Origin of the sequence: Streptomyces sp. NPDC049627 (assembly GCF_044465645.1) — a bacterium.
In the GTDB taxonomy this organism is placed as follows: Bacteria; Actinomycetota; Actinomycetes; order Streptomycetales; family Streptomycetaceae; genus Streptomyces.
Genome location: NZ_JBITLW010000004.1, coordinates 347506 through 361410, shown reverse-complemented (window position 1 = coordinate 361410; position 13905 = coordinate 347506). Strand labels below are relative to the sequence as shown.

At 72.2% G+C, this 13905-nt stretch carries 11 protein-coding genes and 1 pseudogene; 10 read left to right on the top strand and 2 right to left on the bottom strand.

From position 1 onward, the window contains the following. The first annotated feature begins 10 nt into the window (after window positions 1-10). The 10 genes and pseudogenes from ACIBU0_RS13440 to ACIBU0_RS13395 all read left to right on the top strand — a co-directional run bounded on the left by ACIBU0_RS13440 (window position 11) and on the right by ACIBU0_RS13395 (window position 11916). The gene (locus ACIBU0_RS13440) at window positions 11-1366 is read left to right on the top strand and encodes an MFS transporter (protein ID WP_398816328.1); all 1356 of its coding nucleotides are present in this window, start codon (window positions 11-13) and stop codon (window positions 1364-1366) included. A gap of 4 nt (window positions 1367-1370) precedes the next feature. Beyond that, the gene (locus tag ACIBU0_RS13435) at window positions 1371-1526 is read left to right on the top strand and encodes a hypothetical protein (protein WP_398816325.1); all 156 of its coding nucleotides are present in this window, start codon (window positions 1371-1373) and stop codon (window positions 1524-1526) included. 12 nt (window positions 1527-1538) lie between these two features. After that, window positions 1539-2147, top strand: a pseudogene (locus ACIBU0_RS13430) (thioesterase II family protein); the annotation flags it as partial. Between the two features lie 16 nt (window positions 2148-2163). Then, a complete protein-coding gene (locus ACIBU0_RS13425; RefSeq protein ID WP_398816322.1) occupies window positions 2164-2397 on the top strand; it encodes an MbtH family protein in 234 nt (77 codons plus the stop codon). Then, on the top strand, window positions 2394-3749 hold the full coding sequence (locus ACIBU0_RS13420) for a cytochrome P450 (protein ID WP_398816318.1): 1356 nt from the start codon (window positions 2394-2396) through the stop codon (window positions 3747-3749). Before ACIBU0_RS13425 ends, ACIBU0_RS13420 begins: the two co-directional genes overlap by 4 nt. Before the next feature lie 36 nt (window positions 3750-3785). Further along, window positions 3786-8288 (top strand): amino acid adenylation domain-containing protein, encoded by a 4503-nt coding sequence (locus tag ACIBU0_RS13415; RefSeq protein WP_398816315.1) that lies wholly within the window; start codon window positions 3786-3788, stop codon window positions 8286-8288. 73 nt (window positions 8289-8361) lie between these two features. Beyond that, window positions 8362-9498, top strand: coding sequence for an acyl-CoA dehydrogenase family protein (locus ACIBU0_RS13410; RefSeq protein ID WP_398816312.1), 1137 nt, complete (start codon window positions 8362-8364; stop codon window positions 9496-9498). 64 nt (window positions 9499-9562) lie between these two features. Then, entirely contained in the window at window positions 9563-10420 is an 858-nt protein-coding gene (locus ACIBU0_RS13405) for a 3-hydroxyacyl-CoA dehydrogenase family protein (protein WP_398816310.1), read from the top strand. Between the two features lie 31 nt (window positions 10421-10451). Next, window positions 10452-10709 carry an acyl carrier protein gene (locus ACIBU0_RS13400; RefSeq protein WP_398816307.1) on the top strand — a complete coding sequence of 86 codons (258 nt, stop codon included), beginning with the start codon at window positions 10452-10454 and terminating at the stop codon, window positions 10707-10709. Next, complete coding sequence (locus ACIBU0_RS13395) at window positions 10702-11916, top strand: hypothetical protein (protein WP_398816304.1); 1215 nt, start codon at window positions 10702-10704, stop codon at window positions 11914-11916. The genes ACIBU0_RS13400 and ACIBU0_RS13395 overlap by 8 nt, the downstream gene beginning before the upstream one ends. A 138-nt stretch (window positions 11917-12054) precedes the next feature. On the opposite strand, the gene ACIBU0_RS13390 is transcribed toward ACIBU0_RS13395, so the two are convergent. Together ACIBU0_RS13390 and ACIBU0_RS13385 are read right to left on the bottom strand one after the other, a co-directional pair. Then, on the bottom strand, window positions 12055-12933 hold the full coding sequence (locus tag ACIBU0_RS13390; protein ID WP_398816301.1) for an alpha/beta fold hydrolase: 879 nt from the start codon (window positions 12931-12933) through the stop codon (window positions 12055-12057). Window positions 12934-12964: 31 nt separating this feature from the next. Beyond that, window positions 12965-13666 carry an SDR family oxidoreductase gene (locus ACIBU0_RS13385; protein ID WP_398816298.1) on the bottom strand — a complete coding sequence of 234 codons (702 nt, stop codon included), beginning with the start codon at window positions 13664-13666 and terminating at the stop codon, window positions 12965-12967. Window positions 13667-13905 lie beyond the last annotated feature (239 nt).

The window sequence follows — 13905 nt, the reverse complement described above, 5'->3', positions numbered from 1 at the left end:
GGAGGACGCGGTGAGCAACGTGGACGACGCGGCGGGCTCGCCCGCGGACACCCCGGACGTCGCCGAAGCCGAGGCCGCCCCGGCTGACGCCGAGCGTCGTGCCGTGCCGGAAGGGGCCCGCGGCCGGGACGGCGCAAACCGCCTGATCGCGGCGGCGGGCGTGTCAGCGCTGGGCGACGGCCTGCGGGCCACCGCGCTACCGCTGCTGGCGGTCACCTACACCACCGATCCTGCGCTGCTCGCGCTGGTCACGGTGGCCGGCACCGTGCCGATGCTGCTGTCGCCGCTGGCCGGGGTGGCCGCCGACCGCTGGCCGCGCCGGAGCCTGATGGTGTGGCTGGACGTGGGGCGCGCGGTGATCGTCGGGCTGGTCGCCCTCCTCGTCTGGACCGAGTCCGCCGACCTGGCCGTGCTGTACGTGGCCGCCTTCCTGCTGGGCGTCGGCGAAACGGTGTTCGGCATCACCGCGCAGGCCTACCTGCCGGAGGTGGTGCCCGAGGCGAGGCTGACGTCGGCCAACGGCCGGCTCCAGGCCGTGCAACTGATCTTCCTGGACACCGTCGGGCAGCCCCTGGGCGGCCTGTTGTTCGCGGTGTCCGCGGCGCTGCCGTTCCTCCTGGACGCCGCGTCGTTCGCGATCGGTGTCATGGTCCTGCTGACCGTGCACTCGCTGTCCGCCTCCGCCGCGAAGTCCGCGCCGACATCGGCCGCCGGCACCGGCACCGGCTCGGCCCCGAAGCCGCCGGGCTGGGGCGAGATGGTCCGGGACGGATTCCGCTACCTGCGCGGCGACCGGCTGCTCATGCTGCTGGCCGTGATGCTGGGATGGCTCAACTTCTTCTTCGCGGGAGTCAGCGCGATCCTTGTGCTCTACGTCCTGGAAGTCCTGGGCCTGGGCAAGACGGCGTACGGGTTCTTCCTCGCCGTCGCCGCGCTCGGCGGGCTGATCGGCGGGCTGGCCGCGTCCCGGCTGCGGGAGCGGTTCGGGACGTTCCCGGTGGTGTCCGCGGCGCTGGTCGCGCTCGGCGCGGCCTGCCTGCTCATGGGCCTGGTGCACAACCCGGTGGCGGGGGTGGCAGGCTTCTTCGCCCTCAACCTGGCCGCGGTGGTGTACCAGGCGCTCACCGTCGCGTTCCGTCAGACGACGGTCGCGCGCGAGGTCATCGGCCGCATCAACGGTGTGTACCGGCTGATCGGCACCGGAGGCGCGCCGCTGGGCGCGGTCTGCGCCGGCCTGGTCGCCGGGCAGACCGAGGTCTGGACGCCGTTCGTGGTCAGCGGGGCCGCACTGCTGCTGCTCGCGGCGGTCACGTGGGGGCCGCTGCGGCGGCTGGGCGGGCCGCGCGGCGCAGAGGCGGGGGGCTGACCCGATGGTGATGATCACCGCGAATTGGTGGAGTCCGGACGAGGTGGCCGCGCCGGACCAGCCCCGCGTGCTGCTGTTCCCCTTCGCCGGCGGCGCGGCGCACTCGATGCGGGAGTGGATCGCCGAACTCGAACCCGAGTGGCGGCCGCTGGTCATGTAGTACCCGGGCCGCGGATCGCGCTCGCGGGAGCCGTTCGCCGCCTCGGTGGCCGACCTGGCCGCCGCCGCGTTCGCCGACTTCCTCGCCGTCGACGACGGACGACCGCCGCTGGTGTTGGGACAGAGCCTGGGCGGCTACGTGGCCCACGCGTTCACCGCGGCCCTGGAAGCGGCCGGGATCACACCTCGGGCGCTGGTCGTGGTGTCGGTACGGGCGCTGGGCGACGCCGGCGGTCCGCCGGGTGCGGCCGTCGGCCGGCCCGGCCGGGACCGGTGGCACCAGCAGTCGGACGATCACCTGCTCGCCAGGCTCCACGAGCTCGGCGGCGCCGACCTGGAGGTGTTCGAGCATCCGGCGCTGCGCGAGGCCCTGCTGCCGATCGTGCGAGCGGATCTCGCGATCGGTGACGACCACGTCGCGCACGCCAAGCCGCACCGCGTCCGCTGTCCGGTGCTCGCGGTGCACGGCATCGGCGACCGGCAGGTGAGCGCGGCCGAATCGGCGGCGTGGGCCACTTGGACCACGGGCCCCTTCCAGGCCGTCTCGCTGCCCGGCGGCCACTTCCTCCAGCAGCGGGGCCCGGTCGGCCTGCGCGGGATCCTCGCCGGCCTACCGACTTGACGACGGGAGCAGAACGATGACCGACACACCGACCGACGCTCAGCGGATGCGGGTCCTGGTCAACGACGAGGAACAGCACGCGATCGTCCCCGAGGACTTCCCCGCCCCGGCCGGCTGGCGGGAGGCGGGGTTCGCCGGCGGCGTCGACGCCTGCGAGCGCTGGGTCGAGGAGCACTGGCCGGACATCCGGCCGCGGTCCGTCCGGGAGGCGATCGCGGCCGCGCGGACAGCAACCACGGGGACCGTATGACCATCGCACACGGGGCGGCCGGGGCGGGCGGGTCCGCCGAGGCGGGAGAGACGGCCGGCGCAGACCGGGTTGCCGCGACCGGCGAGTCCGGTTCGGCCGCGGCTGTCGTATCCGCCGCGGGAGCCGGAACCGGCGTCGGGCCCGACCTGACCCGGCCGCGGGCCTTCGTCACCGGCGAGCTCGACCCCTACTTCGCCGAGCTGCGCCGGGACCGTCCGCTGGCCTGGCACGAGCCGCCCGCCGCCGGCGGGCGGGGCTTCTGGGTGGCCGGCCGGCACGCCGACGTCGCGGCCCTGGCCCGGGACACGACCCGGCTGTCCTCGGCGCGCGGCAACATGCTGGAGACCGTGCTGGACGGGGGCGATCCCGGCGGCGGCCGCATGCTCGTGGTCAGCGATCCGCCGCACCACACCGCGCTGCGCGGTCTGATGAAGTCCGAGTTCATGCCGGCCGCACTGGAGTCGCTCGCCGAGCGGATCCGCCGGGTCGCCCGTGACCTGTGGGTCCGGGCCGCAGGGGAGGGACACTGCGACGTGGCGGCGGACATCGCCGCGAAGATTCCCCTGGCGGCGATCTGCGACCTGCTCGGGGTCCCGGAGACGGACCGGGAGTACGTGGGCGAACGGACCACCGCGGCGCTCGGCTCGGACCTGGCCACTCCGGTGCAGGACGCGTCGCGGCTGGCGCAGGCCGAGATCCTCCTGTACTTCTCGCGGCTGGCCCGCAACGACCCGAGCGCCATGCTGCGGGTGCTGGCCGAGGGGTCGCTGGACGGCGTCCCGCTGACCCGCGACGAACTCGTCCTCAACTGCTACAGCCTCATCCTCGGCGGCGACGTGACGACCCGGCTGTCGATCGTCGGCGGGGTCGCCGCGCTGGCGGCCGACCCGGCGCTGTGGGAAGGGGTGCGGGACGGCGAGATCGAGATCGGGTCCACGGTCGAGGAGGTCCTGCGCTGGACCACGCCGGTGGTCCACCTGGCGCGCACCGCGGTCGCCGACATCGACCTGCACGGCCGGCGCATCCGGTCCGGAGACGTCGTCACCCTGTGGCCGCGGTCGGCGAACCGGGACGAGCGCGAGTTCGCCGACCCCGGGCGCTTCGATCCGGCGCGCCGCCCCAACCGGCACCTGACGTTCGGGTTCGGGCCGCACTTCTGTCTGGGCGCGCACCTGGCCCGGATCGAGGTGACGGCGGTGCTGGAGGGCATGCGCCATGCCGTCGACCAGATCACTCCCGACGGTCCGCCGCAGCCGGTGTACTCCGCCTTCGTCGCCGGGTATTCCGCACTGCCGGTCCGCCTGACGCCCAGCGTCGAAGCCCTGCGATCCGCCGTCGGCCGAGCCGGCTGAGCGCGCTGTCGCCATCGAGCCTTGCGAAGGTTGCCCATGGACATCCCGGACATACAGGCCCACCCGACGACGATCACCGCCCGCTTCGACGCGGTCGCCGCCGCGCACGCCGACCGCGTCGCGCTCCAGGACCGCGCCGAGTCCGTCACGTACGTCGAGCTGCAGCGGCGGGCCGAGGCGCTGGCGGCGTCATTCGGCCACGACCTGGCGCCGGAGACCCGGATCGCGCTGTACCTTCCGCGCTCGGTCGACCTGATCGTCGCGATGCTGGCGGTACTGAAGGCCGGCGGGACGTACGTGCCGGTCTCGCCGGAGTACCCGGCCGAGCGTGTACGCCTTCTGTTGGCGGACAGCGGCGCGTCGCTGGTCCTCACCTCCGACGGGCTCCGGCGCGACCCGGCGTTGGCCGGGCCGGCCACGGCCGCGGTCGACGACCCGCCGCCGGTCGCGGCGTCGGCGCCGCCGGCCCTCGCCACCGGAGCCGCCGGGCCGCTGTCGGCCGCATACGTCATGTACACCTCCGGTTCGACGGGGCGGCCCAAGGGTGTCGTCGTCACCCACCGGGGCGTGCTGAACCTGGTGCTGGACCAGGACTACGTCGCCTTCGGCCCGGACAGGACCGTGCTGCAGATGTCGCCGACGGCCTTCGACGCCTCGACGTTCGAGATCTGGGGTGCGCTGCTGCACGGCGCCCGGCTCGTGGTCGCCGCTCCGAGCTACCGGGCCGTCGACGAACTCGGCGCGACGATCAAGGAGTTCGATGTCAGCACCCTGTTCCTGACCCCGGCGCTGTTCCACGAGCTGGTCCGCGGCCGGACCGACGTCTTCGACGGCCTCGCCGAGCTGGTCGTCGGCGGCGATGTGCTGTCCCCGGCGCGCGGGGCCCGGTTCCTGGAGTACGCGGCCCTGACCGGTGGACCGAGGCTGGTCAACGGGTACGGCCCCACCGAGACGACCACGTTCGCGCTGACCCACCAGGTCCGCACCGCGCCCGCCGACGGCGGCTCGGTCCCGATCGGCACCCCGCTGCGGAACGTCCGGATCCACCTGCTGGACGACCGGCTGCGGCCGGTCGGGCCCGGCGAGGTCGGCGCCATCTGGATCGCCGGCGACGGCGTGTCCCGCGGCTACCTGGGCCGGCCCGGCCAGACCGCGCGCAGCTTCCTGCCCGAGCCGGAGCCGGCTCCGCCGGGCGCCCGGATGTACCGCTCCGGTGACCTGGGCCGGCTGTCGCCCGACGGGACCGTCGAGTTCCTCGGCCGCCAGGACGACCAGGTCAAGATCCGCGGCTTCCGGGTGGAGCCGCGGGAGACCGAGCACGCGCTGCTGTCTCTGGCCGACATCGCAGACGCCGCGGTCGTGGTGGTCTCCGACGCGGACGGCGTCAAGCGCCTGTCGGCGTTCGCCGTGCCGCGATCCGGAAGCGGGCTGACGGTGGAGCGGATCAGGACGCTGCTGGCAGACGTCCTGCCCGCGCACCAGGTCCCGGCCAAGGTCGCGCTGATGGACGCGTTGCCGCTGAGCCCTTCGGGGAAGATCGACCGGGCCGCCCTGGCCGGAGGCGCCACGCCGGGGCCGGCCGCCGCTCCCGTCGCGCCCGCCTCCGGTCCGACGGCGGATCAGCGGCTGCTCGCCGAGATCTGGGCCGAGGTCCTGGACGTGCCCGAGGTCGGGCTGGACGACGACTTCTTCGGCCTGGGCGGCGATTCCATCCTGGCGATCAGGGCGATCGCGGACGCCGAGGTCCGCGGTCTGGAGATCTCGCTGACCGACATGTTCGCCACGCCGACTGTCAGGGACCTGTGCCCGGGCTCGGGCGGTGCCGGCGGCACGGGCCCGGCGAGCGGCAGCGCCTCCGATGACACGACCGTTGACGGCGCCGGGCGCGAAAACATCGCCTCTGACGGCGCGTCCGCCTCCGCCGCCTCCACCGATGCCGCCTCCGCCGCCTCCGCATCGGCCGTCGAGCCGTCCGCCGACCTGCCCGCCGACGTCGAATGCAGCTATCCCGCGACCCTCCTGCAGCTCGGCTTGGTCTATGAGGCCGCCGGCAGCCCGGACCAGTCGCTCTACCACGACGTGGCCGCGCACCGCGTCGAGACCGCCCTGGATCCGGAGGCGCTGCGGACCGCGCTGCACCACGTCGCCGCGGCGCATCCGACGCTGCGCACCCGCCTGGATCTGGCCGACCCGGCCGGTCCGCGCCAGCTCGTCGAACGCGAACCGCGGCTGCCGCTGACCGTGCTCGACTGGCGCGACCGCGGCGGCCCGACGCTCACCGCGGCGCTGGAGGAGCTGGCCGCCGAGGCGGGCCGGCCCTTCGACGTCGAGGCCGGCCCGATGATGCGGGTGTACGCGGCAGCGGTCGACGACGCGTCCTTCTGGCTCGTCTACGGCTTCCACCACGCGATCATCGACGGCTGGAGCGAGTCCGTCTTCCTGGTCGACCTGCTCGCCGCCTATGCCCGCGCCCGCGAGGGCGCCCCGCCGCCCCAGCGACCCGCGTGGGCGGACGGCGGACGGCATGCCGAGTTCGCCCGGCTCCAGGCCGCCGCCATGGAGTCGGAGGACAGCCGCGCGTTCTGGCGCGGGCGCTTGGCGCGGATCGGATCGGACTCCCCGCCGCCGGCGCAGCCGCACTGGCGCAGCGTCGAGCGGGTCCGGGTCGGCGCGGATCTGCCCGCCGGCCTGCGCTCCCGGCTGGAAGCGGTCGCGGCCGAACTCCGCCTGCCGGTGAAGTCCCTGGTGCTGGCCGCCCACCTGGCGGCGCTCGGCGCCCATCGGGACACCGCGCGTCCCGTGACCGGGATCGTGCTCAACGGCCGTCCGGAGACCACCGACAGCGATCGGCTGATGGGCCTGTTCCTCAACGTCATGCCGATGGACGCGGACCTGGACGCGCCGAGCTGGGCCGCGCTGGCCCGCACGCTCTTCGAGGCCGAGACGGCGATCCTCCCGCACCGGCGCTACCCGTATCCCGCACTGCGCCAGATGGCTGGGCGGCCGCTGTTCGACACCGTCCTCAACTACGTCCACTTCCATGTCCGCAACCGGCTCGCCGACACCGGCCTGCGGGTCGGCGATTCCCGCATGTGGGACAAGTCCAGCCAACCGCTGCTGGTCGAGGTGATCGCCGACGCGGCCTCCCGCGAGCTGCGGCTCGACCTGACCGGCGACGCAGGCGTCTGGGACCAGGCCGCGCTGACCCGCTTGTGGGGTCACCACCACGACGCCCTGCTGGCGCTGGTCGCCGACCCGTCCGACGCGGTGCGGTCCGCCGGGTCCGAGGACGGCGTGCCACTGACGCCGATGCAGCGGGCGATCTGGACCCAGCAGCAGATCACCGGCGACCCGACGCTGTACCGGGAGCACATCGGCTACGAGATCCGGGGACCGGTGGACAGCGCCGACCTCGGGCGGGCCGTGGAACGCGCGCTGGCCGACCATCCGGGCACCGGCGCGGCGCTGGCCGTCGGCGGTGGCGTCCCGGCACTGCTGCCGGGCCGGCACACCATCAGGGTCGAGCACGTGCTCTGCGACAGCCCGCCGGACCCGGTCGGTCTCGCCGCCCTGGTCGAGGAGCAGATCGAGGCCGGGGTCCAGGTGCCCGACGGACCGCTGTTCCGCTGCGTGCTGATCACCGTGAGCGCCGAGCGGCACCTGCTGCTCTTCGTCTGGCACCACCTGGTGATGGACGGGTTCTCCTTGCGCGTCCTGCTCGGCGACGTCGTCGCGCACTTCGCCGATCCGGCCCGCGGACCCCGGGAGCCGGGGGTGAGCCTGGCCGAGGTGCACCGCCGCCATCTCGCGCACGCCGCCGACCCCGAGGTCGAGGGCCGGGCCGCCGCCCTGGCCGACCGCTACGCCGACCTCGACCCGGTGCCGCTGGGCGCCCGGGTCGACGGCGCCGGGCGGGCCGAGGTCGTCGTCATCTCCGACCGCCGCGGCCGGCTGCCCGGCCTGCGCGCGGCGGCGCGGGCGGCCCGGGTGACCGAGCCGGCGGTGCTGGCCACCGCCTATCAGCGCGCCGTCGGGGAAGTGCTGGGCCTGCGCGAGTTCCTGATGGGTTGTGTGGTCGCCGGGCACACCGCCGAGGACGAGGAGCGCGTGGTGTCCTGCCTGCTGAACACCGTCTTGATGCGCGGTGAGGGAGCGGCCGACCCCGAAGCCGCCGACGCCGACGCGCTCATGGCGACCGCCAAACGCCTCGTGGGCTCGGTCACGGACCAGGACATCCCGTTCTCGGCGGTGGCGAACCGACTGCTCCAGGACGTGCGGCCGCGGCCGCGCCAGTTCCCGCAGCTGTATCTGAGCATGGACTCCGTGACCCCGCTGGACCTGCCGGGCCTGGACTGCGCGGAGTACGTGATCCGGCTGCCGCAGCCCAAGTTCGACGCGGCGCTCGTCGTGCACTACGGCGAGGCCGGGGTCCGCGGCATGTTCCAGTACCACACGTCGGTCCTGTCCGCCGCCGTCGCGCACGACCTCGTCGACTCCTTCCTCGATCATCTCGCCGACCTGTGCCGGGGGCACGCATGAACAGTCCTGACTCGCACCGTCACGTCACCACGTCAGAGAACGAAGAAACCCGGGATGTCAGGGGTTCGATTCGATGAGGAATCTGCTCACCACTGAACAATCCGCAGGGCGGAAGCGGTTCCACGCGTTCGCCGCCGACGCGATCCGACCGCGGGCGGCGGAGGCGGACGCCCGGCAGTCCATGTCCCGCGACGTCGTCAAGGCGTTGGCGGCCGAGGGACTGCTGTCCGCGATGATCCCGGGTCCTGGCGGCGACCCGGCCCTGGGTCCGGTGGAGTACGGACTGTTCACCGAAGAGATCGGCTGGGCCTGCCAGAACGTCCGCAACTTCGTCGCCGTGTCGGACATGGTGGCGCACTCCGTGTGGCGCTGGGGCACCGACGCCCAGCGCGCTCGCTGGCTCGGACCGATAGCCGCCGGCGAGGTGATCGCGGCGTTCGCGCTCACCGAGCCCGGGATCGGCAGCGACGCCAAGAGCATCGAGACCACGGCGGAGCCGGCCGGGGACGGGATCGTGCTGCGCGGCCGCAAGAAATGGATCAGCTTCGGCGCGATCGCCGACGTGTTCCTGGTGTTCGCGCAGTACGACGGGAAGCACACCGCCTTCCTGGTGGAGCGTGATGCCCCGGGCTTGGACATCAGCCCGATCGGCGACCTGCTGGGACTGCGCGGCTCACTGCTGGCGGAGCTGACGTTCACCGACTGCCGGATCCCGGCCGCGAACCTGGTCGGCCGGCCGGGGACCGGTCTGACCTTCGTCGCGTCGTCCGCCTTGGACGTCGGGCGGTACAGCACCGCCTGGGGCTCGGTCGGTCTGGCGCGCGCCTGCGCCGAGGATTCCTCGGCCTACGCCGGCCGGCGCTCGCAGGGCGGCGGGCCGATCCGGGACCACCAGCTCGTCCAGGCGATGCTCACGGACATGCACGTCGACACCACGGCGGCGCGGCTGCTCTGCCACCGCGCCGGCCTGGCGCGCGCGGCCCGCGACCCCGAAGCCATCAACCAGACCCTGGCGGCGAAGTACTTCGCGTCCAGGGCGGCGATGCGGGCGGCCGCGGACGCCGTGCAGATCCACGGCGCCGCCGGCATCGGGAGTGAGGCGGCGGTCCAGCGCTACCTGCGGGACGCGAAGGTCATGGAGATCATCGAGGGCACCAGTCAGCTCCTCCAGTCCGTCCTGGGCGCCGCTGCGACCGGGGCGGGCGTGTGATGCCGAGTGCGATGCCGCGTGAAGAAGGGAGCCCGACATCATGACAGGGGATGACCAAAACCGCATGGACATTCGAACGATCGGCGTCGTCGGCGCCGGGACCATCGGGCGCGGCGTCGCGCACACCTTCGCCGAGCACGGCTTCGACGTCGTCCTGACGGACATCTCGGAAGCGCAGCTCGCCGACGCTCGCAAGTCGATCGCCGAACTCCAGCGCCTCCAGCGGTTCTACACCAAGCGCGAGGTGGTCGCCGACCCGGCCGCCGTACTCGACCGCATCACCTTCGACACCGGCCTGGAACTGCTGGAACGCGCGGACTTCGTCCTCGAGAACGTCACCGAGGACTGGGACGTCAAGCGCGACGTCTACCTCCGTCTCGACCAGATCTGCAAGCCGGACGTCCTGTTCGCGGTCAACACCTCGGCGATCTCGATCACCAGGGTCGCCGCCGTGACCGGACGTCAGGACCGGGTGCTGGGAATGCACTTCATGAATCCGGTCCCGCTGATGCCCATGGTGGAGGTGATCAGGGGATTCCACACCTCCGAACAGACCATGGCCGCGGGCCTGGAACTGCTGGACAGGATCGGCAAGGAGGGCGTGGTGGTGGCCGACCTGCCGGGCTTCATCACCAACCGGGTCCTGATGCTGACCGTGAACGAGGCCGTGTTCTGCGTCCAGGACCAGGTCGCCTCGGCGAAGGACGTGGACCGGATCTTCAAGGGCTGCTTCGGTCACAAGATGGGGCCGCTGGAGACGGGCGACCTGATCGGCCTGGACACCATCCTCAATTCTCTGACGGTGCTCTTCGAGAGCTACCGGGATCCCAAGTACCGACCGGCTCCGCTGCTCCAGAAGATGGTCCACGCCGGGCTGCTGGGCGTGAAAAGCGGCCGAGGGTTCTACGAGTACGCACGCTGAGTCGCCCGATCCGTCCCGCAAGGAGGCCCGAATGTCGCGCAACGACGTCATCGACCGCATCCGCACCTTCCTCGCCCCGCACATGGGCGAGCACGTCCTGGCCGACGAGGAGGACATCTTCGCGGCCGGCATCGTCAATTCCCTCTTCGCCATGCAGCTCGTCGTGTTCATCGAGGGGGAGTTCCAGGTGACGGTGACGCCCGAAGACCTGGACATCGACCGCTTCCGGTCGATCTCGGCGATCGCGGATCTGGTGCTGGCGAAGACCGGTGCCGTACGCCATGCCTGAGGCGAACCTGATCCTGCCGACGCCCTTGCCGGCGGCGCTCGCACCGGAGATCGCCCGCCGGGTCTACTTCGTGGACGCACGGATCTCCGACTTCGCGCTGGTGGAGCGGGACGGGCTGATCACGTCGATCGAAGTGAAGACCGACACCGCGGTCGACGTGGATGAGCTCGCGGCGCGTGCGGCCGCGGTCGTCGAATCCGAGGTCCTGCCGCACGGGGTGCTCCGGAGGAAGGTCATCTGGGAGTCGGGTGTTCGGCGCCCGGCGCGGCCCGAGGTCTTCGACGACCTGGTCGCCGCGGGAGAGGTGTGCTCGCTCGGCGAGGGCCAGATCGGCATCGGCGGCAACCTGCTCGCCCTCATGGACTGCCTGGACGACCTGATCCGGGACCTCGTCGTCGGGGAGTTCGGCGCCGTGGAGTTCCGGTATCCGACCCTGATACCCACCCGTGTCCTCGAGAAGTGCGACTACTTCGCGTCCTTCCCGCAGTTCCTGATGTTCGTGACGAGGCTGCACAGCGACTCACGCACCTACGGAGCGTTCCGTGAGTCCTACGTCGCGCGCCGTCGGGTGTCGGCCGACATCCTGGCCGACTGCGACAACGTCGACTACTGCCTCCCGCCCACGATGTGCTTCCACACCTTCAGCCAGCACGAGGGGACACAGCTCCCCGGCTCGGGAGACCGGGTCGTGACCGCCAAGGGGAAGTCCTTCCGCTTCGAATCGCGCTACGCGACGACGCTGGAGCGCCTGTGGGACTTCACGATCCGCGAGATCGTGTTCATGGGATCCCGCGACTTCGTGACCGAATCCCGCCGCCGCTTCATGGACCTGGCCTTCGAGCTCATCACCGACCTTGGCCTCGAAGGCCACGCCGAGGTGGCCAACGACCCGTTCTTCTCCGCCGAGGACGGGATCGCGAAGACCGTATCCCAGCGCCTCCTGGAGCTGAAGTACGAACTGAGGCTCAAAACCGGCCTCGACCGGACCATCGCGGCCGCCTCCTTCAACTTCCACGACACGTTCTTCACCGAGCGCTTCGACATCCGCGAAGCGGACGGCGCCACCGCCCACAGCGGCTGCGTCGGCTTCGGCCTCGAACGGGTGATGTTCGCCTTCCTGTGTCAGCACGGCGCCGATCCGACAGCCTGGCCGGACCGGGTGCGCGAGCGGCTCGGTGGGGCGAAGCTCTCACCGCGGGGCCGGTGACCGTGCGGCGCGGCGCGGCGCACCGTCGGCGATCAGCCCGGCCGACGCTCCCGCCGTTCTTTGCGTGACCGCCCGGGCAGATGGGCTCTCATCCGCACTCGGACCGCTCCTCAGGTGCGGCCACATGGTCCTGGGCGGTCACGCCACCGCGTTCAACAGGTCGGCCAGTACGTCGGGCCGTTCCAGGGCGATGAAGTGGCCGGCCCTCGGCACCTGCGTGAAGTCGGCGGCCGGCAGCAGCTGCTTGTTGGCCGCCCGGTCCGAGGGCCGGGACCAGTCCTTCTCCCCGTAGACGAGGTGGACGGGGGCCTTGACCTCGGGGTAACGCGAGCGGGCCGCGATGAGGCCAGGCAGGTTCCGGTACACGCCCCGGGCGACGGCCGGGTAGCCGGGACGGCCGCCCACCTGGAGGAGTTCGTCCACGTAGTCCTCGTGCAGCGCGCTTTTGTCGCCGAGTCCGCCCTGAAGGATCTTGCGGAGGGCGGGCTTTGGTTCCACACCGGCGATCACCGGGCCCACTCCGGGAGCCAGGACACCACTGACCACGACGCGGGCGAGGAGGCTGGAGCGGGCGATCCCGCCGCGGAAGTCGTAGGCGTTCACCGCGACCACGCGCCGTACCCGCTCCGGCAGATCGGCCGCGGCGGTCAGGGCGAGCACCGCCCCCATGGACTCCCCGAGCAACGTCACGTCGTGCAGGTCGAGTTCGTTGAGGAGCCGCTCGACGCCCGCGCGCATGGCCGGCTCGTCGTACGACGCCCCGGGCACGATCTCGGAGTAGCCCATCCCCGGCAGATCGAGGGCGTACACGGTGTACTGCTCCGCGATCAACGGGATGAGGAGACGGAAGTGCTCGGCCTGGGTGCGCACGGTGTGCAGCAGGACCAGCGGGGCACCGCTGCCGGCCTTGAGGTAGCGCAGCGTTCCCTCGCGGCCGACACGTCCCGCGCGAGGGGCGATGGTGTGCGTGGTGGTCCCCGGGATGTGAATCGTGGGACGTGACTCCTGGCTGGGCATCTCGCCGTCTCCCTGTTCTGTCTTCCCTGTCCTACTTGGCCAACTGCTCGTACAGCCCGGCCAGGTCGCCGGCCAGGCCCGCCTTGACCTGGCGCGTGATGTCGTCGGCGAGCACCTCGTACGCGCCCGTCTCGACGCCGTCGAGGGCGAGGGCGGCGACGTCACGAGGGTCGGACTTGGGTGCGTCGACGCCCGCCGCCAGGTCCGTGTCGACGTATCCGACGTGCAGTCCGGTGACGGCGATGCCGCGGGGCTGAAGCTCCAGGCGCAGGGAGTTGGACTGCGACCACAGGGCGGCCTTGGAAGCGCTGTAGGAGCCGCCGAGGGCCAGCCAGGAGAGCACGGAGTGCACGTTGAGGATGTGGCCGCCGCCGTTGCGCTCGATGACCGGTACGAAGGCGCGGGTGAGCAGCAGGGGGCCGTAGAAGTTGGTCTCGAACTCCTTGCGTATGTCGTCGACGGGGGAGCCGAGGTAGGAGGCGCCGACCGCGGCGCCCGCGTTGTTGATCAGCACGGTGACGTCCTGCGCCTGTGCGGCGGCCGCCGCCACGGCGGCCGGGTCGGTGACCTCCAGCGCCACCGGGACCGCGTCGGGGTGCGTCACCGTGCGCGGGTCGCGGGCCGTGGCGTAGACCTTGGCGGCACCGCGCGCGTACAGCTCTTCCACCAGCGCCTTGCCGATGCCCCGGCTGCCGCCGGTGACGAAGACGTTTGCGTCCTTCAAAGCGGTCATGACAGACTCCACAAGAATCGGAAACCGATCGGTTTCCATCAAGGTAAACCGATCGGTTTCCGAGCGCAAGCCCGGTGGCCGCGGAGTGCTTGAGTGCCCGCCTGGGTCCGGCGGCCGTGTCCGCGGTCGCCGCACCCCGAAGGTGAGGTCGCACAGTTCACGGCTCCCGTCCGCGTTCCGCCGGTGACTCGGGCTTGCGTGCGGAAACCGATCGGTTTACGGTGGTGAAACTGATCGGT